Source organism: Sporosarcina sp. FA15 (assembly GCF_051550195.1).
GTDB classification, from domain to species: Bacteria; Bacillota; Bacilli; order Bacillales_A; family Planococcaceae; genus Sporosarcina; species Sporosarcina psychrophila.
In genome coordinates this window covers 3,992,594-4,014,481 of sequence record NZ_CP188818.1, presented here as the reverse complement: position 1 = coordinate 4,014,481, position 21,888 = coordinate 3,992,594, and the positions used below count along the sequence as shown (strand labels likewise).

Genomic DNA, 21,888 nt, shown 5'->3' with positions numbered 1-21,888 from the left:
GGGATTTGTTGTTATTAATCTTCCGGGTTTTATGATTGGTCTGAGTTTTTTACTGGTCTGGCAGTGTTTCTGATAGATTCCCTTGTTTTTACTTATTGCAATAAAAAAAAACACCGGAGTGGATAACCGGTGCCCATTGTTTCACTGCCCCATCGATTCATTGATATCGACAGCGTTATCTAGTATTTCTTGTGGAATTTTAATTGTGTCGATTTCGTTAATTTTACTGATGTCGGCTTTTACTTTCTGGTCAATATGCATTTCTTCGCCTTCGACTTCCATCGTCATATCCATATTCATATTGAACGCATTTGTGTAGAATGTCTTTTTGTCGATGAAGATTTCATACTCGAGTGATTTCACTTCCATATTTTCCATCACTTCCGCCTGTTCTTCATTCATTTCCATACCAGCAGGCATGTTTTCAGTAGCAACTTTTTTGAATAGCTTGCTGAATTTATCGCCTGCTGCGGATAATGTAAGGATGTAAGCATCATCCGTTTGCTCAAACTTGAAGTCATCTGTAAATTCTTTGAACATGTTCATGTCAAGTGTCGGATCCGCTCCTCCGGACAGTTGGCCACTCATTTCCTCATACATTTCATTTGGTAGCTTAATCCAATCACCCGACTCCGGATCTTTCATGAAGAAGCCTGCATCTGTCATATAGATTTCCATGTCCATCTTCCCTTGCTCACCCATGTCCATATTCATCTTCTGATACATCGAGAGTGGTTCCATAACCATATCCATGTCCATATTTATCTTACTGTTCATTTCAAACTCTTGGCTTGGTACTTTAATCAGCTGATCGATATCCATTTTGGCGTGCATACTCTTTTGCTCTTCCGAAACTGCCATCACCTTCTCATAAACTTCCTGCGCTGTCATGTCGCTCTTATTCTGGACTTCTACCTTCTTGCCCGTATCAGGATCTGTTTTCGGCTCCGCTGTCTTACCGCATGCACCAAGTCCAAGTACAAGAATTCCTGCTGCAATACCCTTCATCAAATTGTTCATATTATCCACTTCCTTCCAATTGCTAATTTTATCTACATATACTCATACGGCTCAAAACACAAAGAGTTCCACATTTCAAAGTAATTGAATATTATTACTCAATTACTTATTCACATCTATTGAACTACATGAGTATTATTTCGGTTTCAGAAATTAATTATCGTCTTCTGTCGCTTTTTCCGCTATACTAGCAATTATCAGACTAAAGGGGATTAAAACGATATGCTCAAAAAGTTCTTTTCATATTACAAACCACATAGGCGACTTTTCATCATCGACTTTTCAAGTGCTATTTTCGTAGCATTGCTCGACCTTGCGTTCCCAGTCGCGGTCCAGTGGTTCATTGATGATTTGCTGCCTAAAGGCAATTGGGGACAAATCACGACGATAAGTATTCTATTATTGGTCGTTTATTTACTGAGTACATTCCTTCAATATATCGTCAGCTATCTTGGTCACAAACTCGGCATCAATATCGAAACCGATATGCGCCAGCAGCTATTCAACCATGTACAGCGGCAATCCTTCCGATTTTTCGACAACACGAAGACCGGACATATTATGAGCCGGATCACCAATGATCTGTTCGACATCGGGGAACTCGCCCACCATGGTCCAGAGGACGTCTTCATCGCGATCATGACGCTTATTGGGGCATTTGCCATCATGTACAGCATCAACCCTGAACTTGCACTGATCGCAATTATTATGGTTCCATTTCTCATTATCCTCGTCACATTCTGTAACATCAAAATGAATGCGGCATGGCAAAACATGTACGGTAAAATTGCTGACGTCAATGCACGCGTAGAAGATTCCGTGTCAGGTTCACGCGTTGTCAAATCATTCACGAACGAAGACTTCGAAATTGCGCGCTTCCGCATAGACAACGGGAATTTCAGAATAGCCAAGCTTGTCGCCTATAAAGTGATGGCCTGGACCCATTCGAGTATGTTCATGATGACCCGGCTTGTCACACTTATCGTACTTGTTGTTGGAGCGTGGTTCACACTCAACGACAAATTGTCGAGTGGCGAACTCGTAGCATTTGTACTGTTCGTCAATGTGCTCATTAAGCCTGTCGATAAAATCAGCGCGCTATTGGAACTGTATCCAAAGGGTATGGCAGGATTCCGCAGGTTCCGTGAATTAATTGAACAAGAGCCTGAAATTAAAGATCGTCCAGACGCAGTGGCTGTTGCCCATTTGAACGGAGATATTATCTTCGATGATGTAGATTTCCACTATGACGATAACAAAGCCGTACTAGAAGGTATTAATTTAAACATACGCGCGGGTCAAACGGTTGCATTTGTTGGGCCATCTGGAGCGGGAAAAACAACGATTTGCTCGCTTATTCCGCGTTTTTACGATGTCACTGAAGGTGCGATTTCTATTGATGGCATCGATATCCGTGATATGACGCAACACTCCTTGCGTTCACAAATCGGTATCGTTCAGCAGGACGTCTTCTTATTCACCGGGACCATCAAAGAAAATATTGGCTACGGAAAATTGGATGCGATGGATGATGAAATTATTTCAGCAGCGAAAAAAGCGCATCTAGAAGACTTCATCGCTTCACTTCCTTATGGCTATGAAACACAGATTGGAGAACGCGGCTTGAAATTATCCGGCGGCCAGAAACAACGTCTTGCCATTGCCCGCATGTTCTTGAAAAACCCGCCAATTCTTATTTTAGATGAAGCGACATCAGCTCTCGATACAGAAACGGAACGCATTATTCAGCAGTCGCTCGCTGAACTTGCTGAAAACCGGACAACCCTTGTTATCGCACACCGATTGGCGACAATCCGTGATGCTGATCGCGTTGTCGTTGTCACAGAAAACGGGATTGCGGAAGATGGCAAGTACGATGAGCTTGTGAAGAAAGGCGGGATTTTTGCCCGACTGCACAACAATCAATTCCAAGAGGTTTAACTTTCATATAAGCGGGCATACTAGAACTATTCCACCCCCTTTCTCTTAGATAGAAAAAACAGCACTACATGACCTCCCTAGTCATGTGGTGCTGTTTTTTGTTTTTTAAAAGATAAGAAAGTATGAGTTTTTTGGACTTAGAATAGTGTCTAGCTCCAGCGCCTAGCCCCTCGAGTCGCTTCAGTCCTGAAGTTAAAGGCAAAGTGCGCCTTTATCTTCAGGCCCTCCAGCGCTTGTCGGGTCTACCAAGGCGCTTGCGCTTTTCTTAGTGGCTAGCTCCAGGCGCCAGCCGCTCGGGTCATAAGCAATCCAGCTATGTGGCAAAGTACGCCACGTCGCTGGATTGACTTATGCCTGTCGCGACTAAGCAGGCGCCTGGAGCTTTTCTTAGTGGCTTACGATAAATTCTTCAATCTTGGCTCGCTCTGAAATATCCATTTCCACAGTCATCAGCGTTCCATCTTCTTCATACTCCGTACTTTTGACGTTTGCTTTGTCATTCAAATAGGACACGATATCACCACGGTCAAATGGAATAAGTAGCTTGCATGTACTATATTGTTCAAAAATCTTTTTCTTGATCAACTCGATAAGTTCATCTAATCCTTTTCCTTCACGTGCAGAAATCCACACACTATCATCGCTCACTACTGGATAGGGAACATCCGCAAGATCAGCTTTATTGTAAATATTAAGCGTCGCTACATTCTCTACTCCAACTGCCTGCAATGTGTCATTTGTTACTTCCATCATATAGCCGTGTTCCGAATTCGACACATCCACTACATGTAATAGGAGATCCGCATCACGCGCTTCTTCTAATGTTGAACGGAATGCTTTTACAAGATGGTGTGGCAGTTTCGAAACAAAACCGACTGTATCCGTCAAGATGAATTCTTTGTTATCCTCAAGCTTCACTTTCCGAATTGACGTATCGAGTGTCGCGAATAACATATCTTCCTCATACACTTGCTTCGCATTGTCTACGTCCATCTTCAGCAACAATTTATTCATAATCGTCGACTTGCCTGCATTCGTATAACCGACAATCGAAACAACAGGGATACCACTCTTTTTACGTTGCTTGCGCTGAGTTTCACGCTGATCCTTCACATGATCAAGGTCACGGCCAAGTTTGGAAATCTGGTCTTCGATTTTTCGACGATCGAGTTCCAGTTTCGTTTCTCCTGCCCCTTTATTTTGAACACCGCCGCCTGCTCCGCCGCCCTGTCTACCAAGGGATGCACGTAAACCGACAAGTCTAGGAAGCATGTATTGCAGTTGCGCAAGTTCAACTTGCATCCGCGATTCACTCGTTCTCGCACGCCGTACGAAAATATCAAGAATGAGCATTGTCCTGTCAATCACTTTACAGTCCAGTTCCCGCTCCAAATTACGAATCTGAGACGGAGACAATTCATCATTGAAGATAACAAGGTTAGCATCTAATTCTTCGTAGAAGTTCTGAATCTCTTCCATTTTCCCTTTCCCGACATAAGTAGACGGGTTACGCTTTTCCATGTTTTGCGTCACTTCTCCAACGACTTCAACATCGATTGCTTTAGCAAGGTTTTTTAATTCTTCCATTGCATATTCAAAGTGCTGATCCTTTTGTTCATGGACCCCCACAATTACTGCGCGTTCGACTAAAAATTCCATAGAACTACCCCTTCCAGACAAGCTATAAGTATGTTTAGTCTACCATATGTGACGAAATTGTATGTCAGAAAGGTCGAACTGCACAACTACTCTGTCACTGTTGGTCAGTTTGCCCAACGATAACATCCGTCAATCTATCTTTGTCGCCATCATGTGCAACAAATTTCAGCACAACATTCGGCAAGACGATGTCATCAGTATTGCCAACTTTCTTCGACAATAAAATGGCCCACTCCGCTGTTACTCTTAATGGATCTTCGACACTAAAAACACACTCCGTAATTTCCAGCTGTTCATTGTCCAGGGAAAGCGTTCCCTCTTCACGTAATTTCACAAAACGTGTTTCTTCTGGCTCCTCCCATTCGATGAAAAATGGATAGGGTAACTCATTCGATACGGGTTGATCGATGAACAACATTTTCCACTTCCGCAATTGGCCATCAGCCGTTCTTCGCTCAGCATCGAGCACACCTGACGTTCGGAACCCTTTATTTTCAACTTCATCATTGAATTTCTCAATACTTTCGACAGACAGACAAATCGTCCCCCACCCATCGCTTTGTTCAAGATCATGCAGCAATAACTTAGTCAGCGGATGCTCCACTTGTTGCGCAATTCCCATTTTCTCGACTGACAACCATTCAATATAAGCATTCTTCGTATAGAGTAGTGCATTATGCGTACCCCATTGCTCATGACGACCACCGACTACAGCGTGACGTCCACTCGCTTGCTGTTCCACTACGGTTTTCTCCGGTTCTTTATTCGTGAAATAGACAGTATGATCAAGCTTCATAGTAATAACCCCACCTTCTTAATTTTAAATAAATGAAAAGCCTGCAGTAGTAGATACCGCAGGCTTCCAAATTACTTATCTTCGTTAAGGATTTCAAGTGCTGCTGAGAATTCTTTATCAATCTCGGCATTTGGTTTATATGTGATATTACTAACGACAACTGTAACAATCAGGCAGAGGAGGAAACCAGGTACGATTTCATAAAGGGTGCCCGATAAAGCATCGACGTTCCCCCAAATCATAACTGTTATTGCTCCAACTATCATTCCCCACAGTGCACCTTTCGTTGTAAGTTTGCGCCAGTAAAGAGATAGCAAGATGATTGGACCAAACGCAGCTCCAAATCCAGCCCATGCAAACGATACGATTTTCAAAATGGATTCATTGTTAGGCCAAGCAAGTACCATAGCAATTACTGAAACTGCAAGGACGGCCATTCTACCTAAAAACACATAATGCTTATCCGTTGCGTCTTTTTTCATAAACGTTTTGTATAAATCTTCAACTAGCGCAGAAGAGGATACAATCAGTTGCGAAGAAATTGTACTCATAACAGCTGCAAGAACAGCCGCAAGCATGATTCCCGCAATGAATGGATGGAAGATAATCTGCCCTAAGACAATAAATACCGTTTCATTATCCACCAGTGTTGCATTCGTGTTCTGCTGATAATAAGCAATTCCGATAAGTGCAGTTGCAACTGCACCGAATAAACTCAAGAACATCCAACTAATTCCGATACGACGTGCTTTTTTCGCTTCTTTGTGCGAGTTAAGCGCCATAAAGCGGACGATGATATGCGGTTGACCGAAATAACCCAGTCCCCACGCGACTGCAGACAAAATACCTAGGAACGTTGCACCAGATACGAAATTCAGCAATTGTGGATCCACAGCACGGATACTTGTCGCAGTTTCTGTAAATCCTCCTGTGATGAAGATACCGACAATCGGCACAAGTAGGAGCGCAAAGAACATAACGATACCTTGGACAACGTCCGTGTAACTAACCGCCAAAAATCCTCCGAATAGTGTATAGAAAATAACGACACCCGAAACAATCAATAGGCCTACGTGATAGTCCAACCCGAATGAGCTAAGGAAGAACTTCCCGCCTGCAACCATTCCCGAAGACACATAAAACGTGAAGAATATTAGAATAATAATCCCTGAAGCAATACGTAAGAGACGGGATTTATCTTTCAGACGACTTTCCAAGTAACTTGGAATTGTAATGGAGTCACTTGAAACTTGTGTATACACACGTAAACGAGGTGCAACAAAGACCCAGTTCAAATATGCTCCAACTGTCAAACCGACCGCAATCCATGCTTCAACTAAACCGTTGAGATAGATTGCACCCGGCAACCCCATAAGCAACCAGCCCGACATGTCAGCAGCACCAGCACTGAGAGCGGTTACAGCCGGCCCAAGCGAACGCCCACCTAACATATAATCCGTGAGATTGGATGTGCGTTTGAATGCATACCATCCAATGAAAATCATCGCCGCCATGTATATAATAATTGCAATTAATTGATACCCTTCATTTGACATGATGAATCCTCCTTTTATTAGATTGCCTCTATCATATCACCTTTTTAATAAATAAAAATCTGTTTTTTAAAATAACCGATAGTAAATAATGTATATTGAATAGACAGAATACGACGAAGTTATTTCATTCACCTTACATTTCCCAGGAAATAATGCATATTCGACAAGCAACCTTTTTATAACACACAAAAACAGGTGTATACCCCTATGTCTAGAGGTATACACCTGTTTTTTATGAGGGCACTGAAAAAGTACGATTTCCTTCAATCCCGTTGATTTCCGGTCCGAGCGAGGTCTTCAGTTCGCGCTGTTCCCACTGGAGTCGCCGCTCTTCACTACAATCAATTAGTTCTAACTATAAAAAGAACTTTTTCAATGGTTTCGTTTTTTATTGGTATGACTTTTCTACGGACATTTCTCGCAGTTTGAACTTTTGTATTTTCCCCGAAGCAGTCATTGGATATTCTTTTATAAACTCAATGTACTTTGGTATCTTATGATGTGAAATACGCCCCTTACAAAATGCGCGTACGGACTCTTCATCAAGATTCAGGCCTTCTTTCAGAATAACCCACGCCATTAGTTCCTCACCGTATTTCGCATCTGGCACACCGACGACCTGTACGTCTGCGATATCAGGATGCGTATACAGAAATTCCTCAACCTCTTTCGGGTAAATATTTTCGCCACCACGGATGACCATATCTTTGATGCGCCCCGTAATATCGATGTAGCCATCTGCATCCATCACTGCAATATCGCCCGTATGAAGCCAACCTTCTGCATCAATCGCTTCACGTGTTGCTTCCGCATTGTTGTAATACCCTTTCATAATGTTATAACCACGCGTGCAAAGTTCCCCTGGCACGCCAACCGGCAGCTCTTCACCCGTTACAGGATCAATAATTTTGACTTCAACGTTCGGATGCGGCTTGCCTACTGTCGATACGCGTTTTCCGATTGGATCATCTGTCTTCGTCTGTGTAATGACAGGGGACGCCTCTGTCTGGCCGTAACAAATCGTAATTTCACTTGCTCCCATATCTTCAATAACACGTTTCATAACTTCAATCGGACAGACAGATCCAGCCATAATACCGGTACGAAGCGTAGATGTATCGTAGTTCTTAAAGTCAGGGTGATTCAACTCTGCGATGAACATCGTCGGCACCCCATGAAGTGCTGTACACTTCTCATCTTGTACCGCTTGAAGTACACGCAATGGATCGAACTGTTCGAGTAAAATCATCGCAGAACCGTGCGTAACCGCCGCGAGCGTTCCTAGTACACAACCAAAACAATGGAAAAATGGAACAGGAATACAAACGCGGTCCTGCTCTGTCAGTTTCATGTAATCCCCAATTTGTTTACCGTTATTCACGACGTTATAATGTGTCAGCATGACCCCTTTAGGAAAGCCTGTTGTGCCAGAAGTATATTGAATATTAATGACATCATCGGGATCAAGCGATTGAAATTGTCCCTCAAACTGCTCATCCGTTACTTTATCAGCTTGCGCCATGAATTCCGACCATTTGTACATACCTTGTTCTTCTCGTTCCGTCATCAGGATGATTCGTTTGAAATGAGGCAGTTTGACACTTGATATAGAGCCCCTCTCACTCGTCACCAGTTCAGGACAAACCGTACGGATAATATCTATGTAACTCGTTCCTTTAAAGCTTTCATCCAGAATGAGCGTAGTTGCATCAGATTGCTTCAGCAAATATTCCAGTTCTGTAGCTTGGTAATTCGTATTTACGGTGACCAGGACTGCCCCCATCTTCCCTGTTGCATATTGGCTAAGCAGCCATTCCCTTTTATTGTCTGACCATATGGCAATGTTTTCCCCTTTTTCGATGCCCATAGCAATAAATGCTTTTGCAAGTTTGTCCGTTTCTTTATCAAATTCTTTATATGTTCTTCGAATTCCATGTTCCGGATAGACATAAGCTTCCTGGTTCGGATAAAGCTCCGCTTGTTCCCTTACAATTTGCCCCACTGTTTTACGTAGCAATGTCATGTCCATTCCCCTTTTCTGAAACAATCATATAGCAATATGTTATCACGAAGTTCAGATTATTGAAAATTAATTTCAGGTTGTAGTGTATTTGTTGTGAGGTTCCGATGGAGTGTTGTTTTCTTTTGGCGAAACGTTGCGAACACCATAAAAAATACCGTTCCACCTCTCAAGGCAGAACGGCATACTTCAATTCATTCCACAGGGAAGACGCGTCCCCGTTCGTCTTTGTAAACGATATGATGTCGTTCGAGTTTCGTTGGCGAATCCAGACCTGCCGCTGCAGCGACACGGAAAAGTCCTTCTCGCATCGTCAAAATATAATTCGTGACACGGTACTTTTTCTCTTCGACGACGAGGCCTTGCTGTAATTTCTTATCTGTTGTCGCAACGCCCGCTGGACAATCATTCGTATGACAACGGTGCGCCATAATGCAACCGACCGAGATCATAAAACCACGCGCAACCTGAACAAGATCTGCTCCCATTGCTAGAACTATTGCTGCTCGGTCCGGTGTCGTAATCTTACCCGATGCAATAATTTTCACGCGGTCACGTACTTCAAATTTTCGAAGTGCATCGTCCAGAAGAATAATTGCTGACCGCAACGGTAATCCAACGCTATCAGCAAGATCCTGGTATGTAGCGCCCGAGCCGCCCTCCCCACCATCTAATGAGATAAAGTCGGGACCCATACCTGTTTCATGCATGAATGACGCAAGTTCCTCTGCATCCTGTTTCCCACCGAGGACAACCTTAATACCAACCGGTTTACCCGAATGCTGACGAATTTGATCAATGAATTCAAAAAGTGTTGGGTAATCATCAAACTGGTGAAAGCGGTTTGGACTATTAATAGAGACAAACGGAACAACATTACGAATTGCCGCAATTTCTTCCGTTACCTTCGCCCCTTCAACGTGCCCACCACGCATTTTCGCACCTTGCGCTAATTTAATTTCAAACGCTTTGACTTGCGGAATATCCGCTTTTTCACGAACCCGCTCAAAACTGAATTCGCCATCCTCCGTTCTAAATCCGAACAAACCCGAGCCAATTTGTGCAATTATATCTGCACCGCCCGCCAAGTGATGCTGGGACAGACCTCCTTCGCCGGTATTCATCCAAGCCCCTTGCGCCATGCCAATCCCTTTTGACAATGCAGTGATTGCATTTTCCCCGAGTGCCCCATAACTCATCGCGGATTGACCAAGCATGCTGCGGACATGAAATGGATGCTCACAGTTCGGACCAATGACGATTGCATCCTCTTCTGGCAACAACCAAGGCAATGTCGGAATATCTTCGCGGTGTTCTTTACGTGAAAAGAGATTATCTTCATCAACGACATAACGCATCGTATCTATAAGGTTTGAATTATCAACGCGCATTTCCTCATTTTGCTTCGTAAACATTGCGTTGCGGATATAATAACCCGATTCTTCAAAATCACGTTTCGAGCCAAAGCCAATGACACTATTCAAATATTTCCCTGGCATAACCATGTGTAGGTATTCTTCACGATTGAATGGTTCGCCGTCATTATCGTCGTCAAACAGATATTGACGAAGCTCAGGACCCGTCTTCTCCATCACATAACGCATCCGCCCTAAAATCGGGAAATTCCGAAGAATCGCATGTTGCTTTTGGCTTTTGTCATAAAAGTATAGATATATGGCAATTGTAATTGGTAAGATGACTAGAAATAAAATTAACAACGCCGTGGTAATTGAAATACTTTCCGCCCAATTCATAACAACACCCCTTTGTTAAGCTTTAAAGGTAGTTTACCACTATCACAGTCTGTTAATCTTAATTAATAAAACATTTTTTGGAGGGATTCCATGGTTATCGACTTATTATCTGCCCACGCATCTGTGCGAAAATATAAAGACATTACACTATCAAAAGAAGAAGTACTTGAACTCATTCGGGCCGGGCAGCATGCCGCAAGTTCGCACTTTGTCCAAGCATACTCTGTCATTTATGTAACGGATGTTGAAAAACGCAAGAAACTAGCGGAATTCGCAAAGAACCCGCAACAGATTTTATCAGCTGGCGCCGTTTTGGTCTTCTGCGCGGACTATTGTCGATTGAAAAAGGCAGCTAACTTAGTCGGAAAAGACATTGATTTCTCCTCTGCTGAAAGTGTCCTTGTCGGCTCCATTGACGTTGCTTTATTCGCCCAAAATGTAGCGATTGCGGCCGAATCAAAAGGTTACGGCATCTGTTATATCGGGGGAGTACGTAATGCACCTGAGGAAATAAGCGAATTGCTATCGCTTCCCAACGGTGTTGCTCCACTATTCGCCATGACAATCGGCGTTCCTGACGAAGCGAATGAAGTGAAACCGCGCTTACCGGTAGAAGCAATTATTCACGAAAACAGCTACAATACCGATAAATACGACGAACTTATACCTAAGTATGATGAAACAATGAACGACTATTATTTAAGCCGTGGCTCAAACCGTAAAGACGCCGCCTGGTCCGATTCCATGGCAGACTTTTTAGAAGTCCCTCGTCGAACGCATATGAAAGATTTTTTGAAGAAACAGGGATTTGAGTTTAACTAGGAGTGATGACAATGCAATTTGAGGAATTAGTGGACGAATTCACACGACGGATAACAGACGGGTCTTTCATTGGCGGGACAATCAGCCAATCCCGCACAAAAACAGATGAATTAAAACGGGTGAAAGTAAAACCTGTGGAAATAAAAGGACAGCTGCATATTCAATTTGAATACCAGTACGAACGAGTGCTGAACCATGAAAATGTTACCCCTGATGCATTGCGAGCACATTTACAACAACTGCTCGAGCGTTTCAGACAAATACACGCTGAGTTTTCGGATGAAAAAGTCCAGGTTCAGCTGACGAAAAAATTTAAAGTAATGTGGAAGTCTGAAAAAGTAGCATCTGAAAAAGTAGTTGACCTTTCACACAACCGCAAGAAAAATTATTTATTGGATGAAAATACTCCCTATCCATTTCTAGTACGACTTGGCGTCCAAACGCCCGACGGCAAAGTGAAAAAACAAAAGCACGACAAGTTTAGGCAAATTAACCGGTTCGTCGAATTCATCGACGATTCTCTTGCGCACTTACCGAAAGATCGAACTGTACGTATTCTTGATTTCGGTTCCGGTAAATCATATTTAACATTTGCGCTCTATCATTATTTACGTATCGAAAAAGGACTGGATATCAAGGTAACTGGGCTTGATTTGAAAAAAGAAGTGATTGAGGAATGTAGCACCATTGCGAAGGATCTTGGTTACGATAATCTTGAATTTCTAGTAGGAGATATCAATGATTATAATGACGAAACGTCAGTTGACATGGTCGTCACCTTACATGCATGCGATGTTGCGACAGATATGGCGCTTGCCCGTGCGGTGAAATGGGGAGCGAAAGTCATTTTGAGCGTTCCATGTTGCCAGCACGAACTATTCTCGCAGGTTAATTCCCCCGCGCTCGACGTTATGCTTCAACACGGACTCATCAAAGAACGGTTCTCAGCACTTGCTACTGATTCCATTCGTGCCGAGCTGTTATCACTCGTGGGTTACGAGGCTCAGTTACTCGAATTCATCGACATGGAGCACACACCCAAAAACATTTTGATTCGAGCTTATCAGACCGGACGAGAAGCTTCTGCTGATGAAGTGAAACGGTACACTGAATTTAGGAAGCTGTTGAATGCAGATCCTTTTTTAGAGAAAGAACTGGGCGATTTATTGAATATATGATTAAAGCCATCCACATTTGCCTCATGCGAATGTGGATGGCTTTTTCAATTTAAAGAATCACATGTTATCATTTAGAATAATTAGATTTAGTGATTAAAAGGAGACAACAACATGCCGATATATAATAAATTAGTACGCGATCGTATTCCCGAAATCATCGAAAAGTCCGGTCTGATTTGCAATACACGCCTTTTGAATGAAGACGAATACATTAACGAAATCAACAAAAAAATGCACGAAGAACTGGAGGAATACGAATCCACCGAGACGACAGATGACGCCATCGAAGAACTTGCGGATTTGTTGGAGCTCATCCATGCAGCCGTTTCATATTACGGGGTATCATTTGAAGATTTAGAAAAGGTAAGAGTAGAAAAGGCTGAGAAACGCGGCGGATTCGAAGAGCAGATTTTCCTTATGGATGTTGAAGAAGACTGATACCCGATGGTTCACCCTACTTAATAATGCAATGCTGTCCGCGACATTAAGTTCGCGGACTTCTTCCCTTACGAAACTTACCATCCACACTTATTTCCCCAATGATACATCCAAAAACACATAGTCATCCCGTTTATGCTGCCCTGAAAAAACGACCGGGACCCGTTCACTAAAAATCGGTCCGTCTACAACCACAGTGTGAAATTCTCCAGATTCCCCGCATGAATCAATGCCGAGCGCATCGAGTTCATCCATCAGTTCGATAGTAAATTTACGGCCTATGAAGTGGGCAGGCATCATTGTTGTATTGACGACAACGATGTATGCCTCGAATCCGCCCTCTATAAACTCATCCAATATCTTGCGACGCGGCTCCATCCATAATGGATGAACTGCTTTCATATTGACTTTCGCACATGTTTCTTGAACCCACTCCAAATGGTCTTCAAGATCGATATCCCCGAAAACCCCGTGGCTGATGCCTGACTCAACACATTCTTTCATCGCGTCTAAAAATTGCTCTTCATACCCTTTCCAGCTTGCTCCCCGTATCATTAAAGGGACGCCGATCCTTTCAGCTTGGGCTGCTACGACTTCAAACGGCAGCGCATGTGATTTTGACCGTTCTTCATCCTCTTCAAACATTGTCCATAACCGTTTCGGAATGCCACCCGCTTTCATTGCGCGGTAATAAGCCATCGCAGAATCTTTTCCGCCGCTCCATGATGCAACAAATAATATATCCTCCATCTTGATTTCTCCTCCGTATAGCAGATTTTTTTGTTTTTAAGCATCAGTACTTCTCTCTCAAGATCAGCAATTTTTTCGCAGTGCTTTTCAAGATCCGAAAACTCCCTTGCAAAAAAGAAATAAAACTTTAAAGAACTATAAATCCTCCTAGAAACACAATACTAAAATCTACATTATCGCCATGGCCTACACCCTTACGTTATATTTATTTTACCATGAATTTTCCAATGTTTCGTAAAGGATTCTTTTAATTGATTTTTTTCAGCGAATGAAAACATAAAACTTTTCAGACATGTACCCCGTCAAATAACTATAACGTGTTCGCGACATGTTGGAAATTGGAGAAGGTGAATCTTTTGTCATGACAAAAAATGAGAAGTTTGAGCTTGTAGAAAAATTTATAGTAGAGAATCGTGAAGCCCATTATCGCCTTGCATACAGCTATGTTAGAAATAAAGAAAATGCACTTGATATTGTACAAGATGCCATTTTAAAAGCCCTCAATTCAATTGATCGACTTGAAGAGATTTCCTATTTGAAAACTTGGTTCTACCGGATCATCGTTAATACATCCATTGATTTCATCCGAAAACATCAGCGTATTACAGTGATGGATGATGACATTCTCGGCATTCATTTGCCACAGTTAGAGGATGACATTATCGACATGGACTTACATGATGCCATTGACCAGTTGCCTCCTAAATACAGATCTCTTATTATTCTTAGATTTTTCGAGGATTTGAAAATTGATGAAATCGCTGTAGTGATGGATGAAAATGTGAATACGATTAAAACAAGATTATATGCAGCATTGAAAAAGTTACGCATTGAAGTTGGGGAGGAATTCAGGTTATGAAAGAATTGAAAAAGTTGAAAAAGAACTATGACGAAACAGAGATTCCGTCTGAGTTGGAAGACGTCGTAAAAGCTTCGATTCGTCGAGCAAAAGCGTCACAGAAAAGACGTCCATTTCTAAAACAATGGACGATTGGAGCCGCCGCTGCTGCTGCTCTATTCATCGGTAGTATAAATGTCAGTCCATCCTTCGCACAGGCAATGGCAAATGTTCCGCTTCTTGGGGCGATTGTGGATGTATTTACCGCACAACAATTGACTGTCGATGAAAAAACGTACCAAGCAAATGTCGCCACACCAGCAATTGAAGGATTGACTGATGAAGGACTGCAAGCTTCTCTGAATGAGAAATACCTTGAGGAAAACAAAGTACTTTTCGAACAGTTCCAACAAGAGGCCGCGGAATTGGAAAAGGCAGGTGGCGGTCATCTTGGCATCGACACTGGCTACGAAGTGAAAACAGATACTGACCAGCTTCTATCGATTGCTCGCTATGAGGTGAATACGGTCGGATCCTCTTCAACAACAATGAAGTACGACACAATTGATAAGCAGAACAACGTGTTAATCACATTGCCAAGTCTTTTTAAAGATGACAAATACGTCGATGCTATTAGCTCATATTTAGTAAGTGAAATGGAGCGACAAATGGCAGCAGATGAAGAGGTCTCTTACTTTTTGAATAGCGAATTTTTCGATGACTTCAAAACAATCCAAGCCGATCAGTCATTCTATATTACAGCTGATAATAAGCTTGTCATTTCATTCGATAAATATGAAATTGCACCTGGTTATATGGGTGTCGTGACGTTTGAAATTCCGTCAGAAATTTTGAGTGATTTACTGGTCAGTGACACATACATTAACTAATCCCTTTCCTATATAAAAAAGCAGACACTTTCGCGTGTCTGCTTTTTATAATTCAATTATGCTGGCATCGGCGTTTTTGTTGGTTCTGCGTAGCCTTCTTTATAATTTTCATCGATGAATTCACGGATTTCTTTTAACGATTTACCTTCTTGCTTCATCATTACAGATTGCACGGCGATATCCAGACAAACTTGGCAACGTGTGCCATGGTCATCCCAGACAACAGAACCGTCTTCACGAACTTCGTCGATGAAACAATTCAAGTTACTGTCATGACCTGCGCTTTCACCACACCCACAATAGCAAGGCATCCACTCAATAATATCCGTTGCAGTTCCCGCCATTTGATAGACAAGACGCATATCCTCCGACTTGTCATCTAGGAACGACGGTAAAATATCAGCAGAAGCTGTTACTTCTTGCAAGTCACCGTTTGGTACATGCTGCTGTTCCCCATGTGCCATGTCATGTTCTTTCTCACTTGGCTGCGCTTTTTCTCCGCATGCTGAAAGGACAAGAACTGCTGCAAGCAAGATAAATATCCATTTCTTTTTCATATACTGCCCACCCCTTATTCGCGTAGTTGTCCTTTCATCATAACCCAAAACAACACGTTTATAAGTTACAGTTTGATGGACAATAAAGTTAATCTTCAATCAGAGGGGTCTTACTGCCCGTTAATGAGGGATCAAACACGACGGTGATTAGCCTCTTGCTTAATCCAATGCCTGATACCCTTCCCGGCATACGGCTCATCCGCAAATCTCGGAATCACATGTAAATGCGCGTGCGAAATCGATTGCCCGCCTGTTTTTCCCGTATTCCAACCAACCGAATAACCATCGTGCCCGTACCGCTCTTCCAAATAAGCTTTCACTTTCATTAGCAGTTCCTGTGTATCAATCCATTCCTGCGCGGTTAATGAAAATACATCGACTGCATGCCGTTTCGGAACGATGAGCCCGCTCCCTTCCAACACAGTTTGCTCGGAAGGCTTTTGAATATAAGCGCATGTCGCATTTTCAAAGATAATTTGTTGCTCAGGATCCGCTAGCAAATTGCAATATGGACACTCTTTTTCGTACATACTGAAGTCGACTCCTTATTTCCCAATCATTTTTGAAGGAACGACATACTCGTCAAATTGTTCTTCTGTCAGCAAGCCAGATTTAAGTGCCGCCTCTTTTAGCGTTGTTCCTTCCGCATGTGCTGTTTTCGCGATTTTCGCTGCATTTTCGTAACCGATATAAGGATTAAGTGCCGTCACAAGCATAAGTGAGTTTTGAACTTTACGATCAATTTCTTCACGATTTGGTTCAATTCCAACTGCACAGTTATCGTTGAAACTGATCATCGCATCGCTCAACAACGTCACGGATTGAAGGAAGTTGAATATGATAACCGGTTTGAAGACGTTCAGTTCGAAGTTCCCCTGGCTCGCTGCGAAACCGATTGTTGCGTCATTCCCCATCACTTGTGCGACAACCATCGTCAATGCTTCACTTTGAGTCGGGTTCACTTTTCCAGGCATGATGGAACTGCCTGGTTCGTTCTCAGGAATTGTAATTTCACCAATACCTGAACGTGGTCCACTAGCCAACCATCGCACATCATTCGCAATTTTCATTAGGTCTGCTGCAAGTGCTTTGATAGCGCCATGAACGTAAACAATTTCATCATAGCTCGTAAGTGAATGGAATTTATTTACCGCAGACGTAAATTCGATTCCTACTGCTGTACTGATTTCAGTAGCAACACGGTCCCCAAATCCTGCAGGTGCGTTAAGTCCTGTACCAACAGCTGTTCCACCGATTGCAAGTTCTTTCATCGACTCGACGCTGTCCGTAATCATTTTTTCTGTTTTCTCGAGCATCCGGTGCCAACCGCTAATTTCCTGGCCAAGCGTTAAAGGTGTCGCGTCTTGTAAATGCGTACGGCCGATTTTAATGATATCCATGAACTCTTCGGACTTCTTGTTAAGTGTTTCTTTCAATACACCAATTGCCGGTACGAGTTGTTGTTGTACTGCCACGACGCCTGCAACATGCAACGCTGTAGGGAATGTGTCGTTTGAACTTTGTGATTTATTGACATCATCGTTCGGATGAAGGCGTTCTTCCTCGCCCCACTCTTCAAGAAGTTGATTTCCACGGTGTGCAAGCACTTCGTTCATATTCATGTTTGACTGCGTACCGCTTCCTGTTTGCCAAACGACAAGTGGGAAATGATCATCCAGTTTGCCAGAGACTACTTCATCCGCCGCTGCAGAGATAGCCTTCATTTTTGCTTCTGAGATAGCACCGTGTGCATGGCTCGCGATTGCTGCAGATTTTTTCAAATGGGCAAATGCACGAATAACACCAATTGGCATTTTTTCTCCGCCAATTTTAAAATTTTGTTTACTGCGTTGCGTTTGCGCTCCCCATAGCTTGTCCGCAGGTACTTTAATTTCACCAAATGTGTCGTGTTCAATACGATAATCCATCATTCATCCCTCTTTCAATTGTAAGTATTTCCATTATCGCTGATTGGCACCTTTTTTTCATCCGCCCAGTCTCGGATAAATGCTTTTTGCCTAGGGTTTAGGTTCGTCGGCAATTCATCTTTTCCGAAAAAACGATGTGCTTTGCTTTCTGTACCGCCCTGTTGTAGTTCGCCTGAATAGTTTTCTGTTTGAAAAATAACTTGCACGCTATATACTTGATCACCATTCGGATACGTCACAAAACAGGCCTCTCCGGAATAAAGACCAAATAGCTGAAGCCCCTCCACATGCAGTCCCGTTTCTTCATATGTCTCCCTTTTCGCCGTTTCTTCAAACGTTTCTCCAAGCTCCATCACACCACCAGGAATACACCAATTGTCCTCATCTGTGCGGTGTTGAAGCAAGATTTTATCTTCATTTATAATGATGACGCCGCAACCCACCGTTAGTAGTGATTCCTTACCAATCATTTTCCTCATCGTTTGAATGTAATCCATAGCATTCCCCCCTTTTTTTATATAGAAAAGACCCGGTTTCCCGAGTCTTTTTCCATTCTTCATTTCCAATTGAATTGGTTTTTCTTTAATATCTCTATAAATGCATCGACTACTTTAGGGTTAAATTGTGTCCCTCTTCCGCCCTCTAGTTCTTTCACAGCTTCTTGTATAGAAAGGGCCTTCTTATACACTCGATCGGTTGTCATTGCATCAAATGCATCAACGACCGATACGATGGCGGATTCTAGCGCAATTTCATCACCTTTGAGACCATACGGATAGCCTTTTCCGTCGTGTCTTTCATGATGTTGTTCGACAATGAATGCAGTATCTGCTAGCCATACGACAGCATGCTCACGCATAATCTTTGCACCTTCTGTCGTATGAGTCTTCATAATTTCCCACTCTTCAGCTGTCAGTTTCCCAGGTTTATTAAGAATTTCTAGCGGGACAACGCGCTTGCCGACATCATGAAAATAGGCGCCCCATCTCAAAGTGCTAAGGCTTTCTGTTGGGAGTTCCAACTGTTTCCACACTTCGATTGAATAATCCTTAATTCGGTTGCAATGCATATAAGTATAGCCATCGACCGATGCAATCGCATCCGCCTCTTCTTGGAGGAGTTGCGTTTCGAAAAATCTGTACTCAAAACTTTCAGCTTCCATTTTAATTAAAATATCTGCTTCCGTTTTCCCATAAAACGAAATAATATGTTCATAATTCGATGCTTCAACTGTCTCACCGATTTCCAACAGACGGCGCTTTCCTTCGTATTCCATTTCTACGACCCCGTTAAGAAGCTTATAGGACTCTATGAAGGCGTCTTCGGCATCGTATTGGACCCAAAACGAGCCATTCTTGTGCAATGAATAAAGCGCATTTGACAATCCGTTCCATCTTCCGAGCAATACGACATCCGCATAACCGAGATGAAGTACCGGATATCCTTCGCTAGTTTGATTGCTATACGACTGGTTTAAAATAGTGTACATAAGCGTACTCCTAGGGTTAAGGCATATGATCATCAAGGCATGTCTGAATATTACCATTATAACAAGGCACGCCAACGTTTCATACACCTTTACTCGATTGATGCAAAAATATGTCGATTAGAGTTCCTGCCTCAACGCATTGATGACATCAATTTTCGTCGCTTTACGCGCTGGTCGCCACCCTGAAATCATTGCGACGCCTATGCTGATCGTAGAAGCGATAACCACAAGTTGCCACGGAATAACGGAGAACGTAACAGTCATATCTCCAAAATCTTCTTCACCGAGCGCCGCCGTAACAATTATTGGCAGCACATAATTCGACACAATGCTCACCCCATAGGAAATAACAACTGCAAGAACCGTCCCAACTATACCAATCCACGCACTTTCCATCAGGAATAGTCGTTGGATTAATTTCGGATCTGCCCCGATTGCTTTCATAACTCCGATTTCACGCGTCCGCTCTGTCACAGCCATTGTCATCGTGTTAAATATTCCGATAGATGCAATTAAGATCGCAATTGTCCCAACGAATACAAGTCCAGCTTTCAACGCTAGGAAAAAGACATCTAATTGATCAAGTTCTTCGGATATGGAATACACACTATATCCATCGTCTTTTAATTCAGTAGAGATTGCTTTCACATTTTCTAATTTATCCGCATAGACGTTTACATTGCCATAAAATAATTGCTGTGCGTCTGTATTATCATCCACTGGCTTGTCTACATGTGCATAATAGATTTTTTCTAACTCTGGAATAATAGATGCGTCAGCGTATATTTTTTGATCCTGCTCCCAATCTTTCGCAGGTTTCTTTCCGATTCCCACTATCGTGAGCATCATTTTATCCTCAATCATTTCACCTTCATCGTCACCGATTTGATAGTTGAACTGTTCACCAATCAATTTTCCGTCATAAGTAGTAAATTCACCATCTTCATTTTCATCTTGTTGATTCATTAAGGAATCTGCGAAATTGCTTCCCACGACGACTTCGTTCATTTTTTCAGGTAAACGTCCTTCCTGAAGCTCGAAATTCGCTTTCTTTTCTTCTGTAAAATCCGTCACAACGAGTTGACTATTCCCAGTGAAATCACCAATTGAAGACAGCTGTTCTGCCCCTAAGTTTTGGCGGAATACAACTGCTTTTACATGATCCCGTTTCTTCAGCTCTACAACTTTATCTTCATCCATCTCACTTGAGAACACTTCAATTTGTGTCACAAGTCGGTTCGATAAGACCTCTCCCCGAATCGTTTCGTGAAGGCCGAATCCAACGGACGCGAGCACAATTAAAAAAGCTGTTCCCATCGTGGCCGCAAGCACGGTCATAAAAACACGCATTTTATTTTTCTTGATATGTTGCCCTACGAAACTAATCTGGTCCTTAAATTGCATGCTGTGCACCGCCTTCCGTTAATACGCCGTCATGCATTCTGTATACACGATTCGCTGTTTGTGCCACTTCATCGTCGTGTGTAATGATGACGAATGTGATGCCCCGTGTTTTATTGAGCGACTGGATAAGCAAAAGAACGTCCTGTTCTGTTTCCGAGTCGAGACTACCTGTCGGTTCATCGGCGAAAATGATTGGCGGATCCGTTATAAGCGCACGCGCAATACTGACTCGCTGTTGCTGACCTCCCGATAATTCATTTGGATAATGGTCTCGCACATCCGTGAGTCCAACGCTCTGCATCAGGTCTTTTACTTTCTTCTGTCGCTCGCTTTTGTTGATGCCCTTTAATGTCAGTGGCAGTTCAACATTTTCAAATGCTGTCAATCCAGGCATGAGTTGAAAGTTTTGAAAGACGAAACCGAAATGATCTAATCGAAACTTCGCACTTTCCACCTCGTTGAATGCAGAGGTCTGAATGCCTTGCACACTGATTTCTCCACTTTCAGGCGTTAGGAATCCTGCCATAATATGAAGAAGCGTTGATTTACCCGAACCACTTTTGCCAACAATCGATACAATTTCACCCTCCGCAACATCAAACGTTAACCCCTTCAACACCGGAACTCGCTTTTCTTTACCTTTCTTGCCGATTTTGAATGAATGATTTAAATTTTGCACACTAATCATCTGTTCCCCTCCAACTTTCTTTATTTCCTTCATTATATAGGGAGAATCTTAAGGGTTTGTAAGGATAGATATGAAGAATTTCTTAAGATGTTGGAGGTGGATGCTGGATATATGATTGGTCTGGCAGGGGTTATGATCGATCGGAGGCTTTTATGATCGG

General features: G+C 42.7%; 20 protein-coding genes. 6 read left to right on the top strand and 14 right to left on the bottom strand.

The window, feature by feature from the left end:
• Positions 1-141 precede the first annotated feature (141 nt).
• Positions 142-1,020, bottom strand: coding sequence for a DUF6612 family protein (locus ACP8HG_RS19070; RefSeq protein WP_187046527.1), 879 nt, complete (start codon positions 1,018-1,020; stop codon positions 142-144).
• Between the two features lie 222 nt (positions 1,021-1,242).
• On the opposite strand from ACP8HG_RS19070, the gene ACP8HG_RS19065 reads away from it, so the two are divergent.
• Positions 1,243-2,961, top strand: a complete 1,719-nt coding sequence (locus ACP8HG_RS19065) for an ABC transporter ATP-binding protein (RefSeq protein ID WP_067205125.1) — start codon at positions 1,243-1,245, stop codon at positions 2,959-2,961.
• 387 nt (positions 2,962-3,348) lie between these two features.
• Here ACP8HG_RS19065 and hflX read toward each other — a convergent pair whose 3' ends face one another.
• The 5 genes from hflX to ACP8HG_RS19040 all read right to left on the bottom strand — a co-directional run bounded on the left by hflX (position 3,349) and on the right by ACP8HG_RS19040 (position 10,746).
• A complete protein-coding gene (gene hflX, locus ACP8HG_RS19060; RefSeq protein WP_067205122.1) occupies positions 3,349-4,620 on the bottom strand; it encodes a GTPase HflX in 1,272 nt (423 codons plus the stop codon).
• Positions 4,621-4,714: 94 nt separating this feature from the next.
• Entirely contained in the window at positions 4,715-5,416 is a 702-nt protein-coding gene (locus ACP8HG_RS19055) for a VOC family protein (protein WP_438297627.1), read from the bottom strand.
• A gap of 71 nt (positions 5,417-5,487) precedes the next feature.
• Positions 5,488-6,972 carry a sodium/proline symporter PutP gene (gene putP, locus ACP8HG_RS19050; protein WP_187046525.1) on the bottom strand — a complete coding sequence of 495 codons (1,485 nt, stop codon included), beginning with the start codon at positions 6,970-6,972 and terminating at the stop codon, positions 5,488-5,490.
• A 388-nt stretch (positions 6,973-7,360) separates the two neighbouring features.
• The gene (locus tag ACP8HG_RS19045; protein WP_438297625.1) at positions 7,361-8,995 is read right to left on the bottom strand and encodes an AMP-binding protein; all 1,635 of its coding nucleotides are present in this window, start codon (positions 8,993-8,995) and stop codon (positions 7,361-7,363) included.
• Between the two features lie 191 nt (positions 8,996-9,186).
• The gene (locus tag ACP8HG_RS19040; protein ID WP_438297623.1) at positions 9,187-10,746 is read right to left on the bottom strand and encodes an FMN-binding glutamate synthase family protein; all 1,560 of its coding nucleotides are present in this window, start codon (positions 10,744-10,746) and stop codon (positions 9,187-9,189) included.
• A 90-nt stretch (positions 10,747-10,836) separates the two neighbouring features.
• On the opposite strand from ACP8HG_RS19040, the gene nfsA reads away from it, so the two are divergent.
• The 3 genes from nfsA (at position 10,837) to ACP8HG_RS19025 (ending at position 13,184) form a co-directional block, all read left to right on the top strand.
• On the top strand, positions 10,837-11,568 hold the full coding sequence (gene nfsA / locus ACP8HG_RS19035) for an oxygen-insensitive NADPH nitroreductase (protein ID WP_187046523.1): 732 nt from the start codon (positions 10,837-10,839) through the stop codon (positions 11,566-11,568).
• A gap of 11 nt (positions 11,569-11,579) precedes the next feature.
• Entirely contained in the window at positions 11,580-12,746 is a 1,167-nt protein-coding gene (locus ACP8HG_RS19030; RefSeq protein ID WP_187046522.1) for a class I SAM-dependent methyltransferase, read from the top strand.
• 111 nt (positions 12,747-12,857) lie between these two features.
• Positions 12,858-13,184: a nucleoside triphosphate pyrophosphohydrolase gene (locus tag ACP8HG_RS19025; RefSeq protein WP_067205106.1), complete on the top strand. Its 327-nt coding sequence runs from the start codon at positions 12,858-12,860 to the stop codon at positions 13,182-13,184.
• Between the two features lie 90 nt (positions 13,185-13,274).
• Here the strand turns inward: ACP8HG_RS19025 and ACP8HG_RS19020 are convergent, their stop codons facing one another.
• The gene (locus ACP8HG_RS19020; protein WP_067205105.1) at positions 13,275-13,934 is read right to left on the bottom strand and encodes a diphthine--ammonia ligase; all 660 of its coding nucleotides are present in this window, start codon (positions 13,932-13,934) and stop codon (positions 13,275-13,277) included.
• Between the two features lie 328 nt (positions 13,935-14,262).
• Between ACP8HG_RS19020 and ACP8HG_RS19015 the strand changes: the two genes are divergently transcribed.
• Positions 14,263-14,793: an RNA polymerase sigma factor gene (locus ACP8HG_RS19015; RefSeq protein ID WP_156475939.1), complete on the top strand. Its 531-nt coding sequence runs from the start codon at positions 14,263-14,265 to the stop codon at positions 14,791-14,793.
• On the top strand, positions 14,790-15,662 hold the full coding sequence (locus ACP8HG_RS19010; RefSeq protein WP_338653809.1) for an RsiV family protein: 873 nt from the start codon (positions 14,790-14,792) through the stop codon (positions 15,660-15,662). The genes ACP8HG_RS19015 and ACP8HG_RS19010 overlap by 4 nt, the downstream gene beginning before the upstream one ends.
• A gap of 56 nt (positions 15,663-15,718) precedes the next feature.
• On the opposite strand, the gene ACP8HG_RS19005 is transcribed toward ACP8HG_RS19010, so the two are convergent.
• The 7 genes from ACP8HG_RS19005 to ACP8HG_RS18975 all read right to left on the bottom strand — a co-directional run bounded on the left by ACP8HG_RS19005 (position 15,719) and on the right by ACP8HG_RS18975 (position 21,728).
• Positions 15,719-16,219, bottom strand: a complete 501-nt coding sequence (locus ACP8HG_RS19005; protein ID WP_067205100.1) for a PCYCGC motif-containing (lipo)protein — start codon at positions 16,217-16,219, stop codon at positions 15,719-15,721.
• Positions 16,220-16,350: 131 nt separating this feature from the next.
• Positions 16,351-16,749: an HIT family protein gene (locus tag ACP8HG_RS19000; protein ID WP_067205097.1), complete on the bottom strand. Its 399-nt coding sequence runs from the start codon at positions 16,747-16,749 to the stop codon at positions 16,351-16,353.
• Positions 16,750-16,764: 15 nt separating this feature from the next.
• Positions 16,765-18,147, bottom strand: coding sequence for a class II fumarate hydratase (gene fumC / locus ACP8HG_RS18995; RefSeq protein WP_067205095.1), 1,383 nt, complete (start codon positions 18,145-18,147; stop codon positions 16,765-16,767).
• 14 nt (positions 18,148-18,161) lie between these two features.
• Positions 18,162-18,644, bottom strand: coding sequence for an NUDIX hydrolase (locus tag ACP8HG_RS18990; protein WP_438297618.1), 483 nt, complete (start codon positions 18,642-18,644; stop codon positions 18,162-18,164).
• A 59-nt stretch (positions 18,645-18,703) separates the two neighbouring features.
• Positions 18,704-19,636, bottom strand: coding sequence for an HD-GYP domain-containing protein (locus ACP8HG_RS18985; RefSeq protein ID WP_438297616.1), 933 nt, complete (start codon positions 19,634-19,636; stop codon positions 18,704-18,706).
• Positions 19,637-19,753: 117 nt separating this feature from the next.
• The gene (locus tag ACP8HG_RS18980) at positions 19,754-21,040 is read right to left on the bottom strand and encodes an ABC transporter permease (RefSeq protein ID WP_438297614.1); all 1,287 of its coding nucleotides are present in this window, start codon (positions 21,038-21,040) and stop codon (positions 19,754-19,756) included.
• The gene (locus tag ACP8HG_RS18975; RefSeq protein WP_438297612.1) at positions 21,030-21,728 is read right to left on the bottom strand and encodes an ABC transporter ATP-binding protein; all 699 of its coding nucleotides are present in this window, start codon (positions 21,726-21,728) and stop codon (positions 21,030-21,032) included. Before ACP8HG_RS18975 ends, ACP8HG_RS18980 begins: the two co-directional genes overlap by 11 nt.
• Positions 21,729-21,888 lie beyond the last annotated feature (160 nt).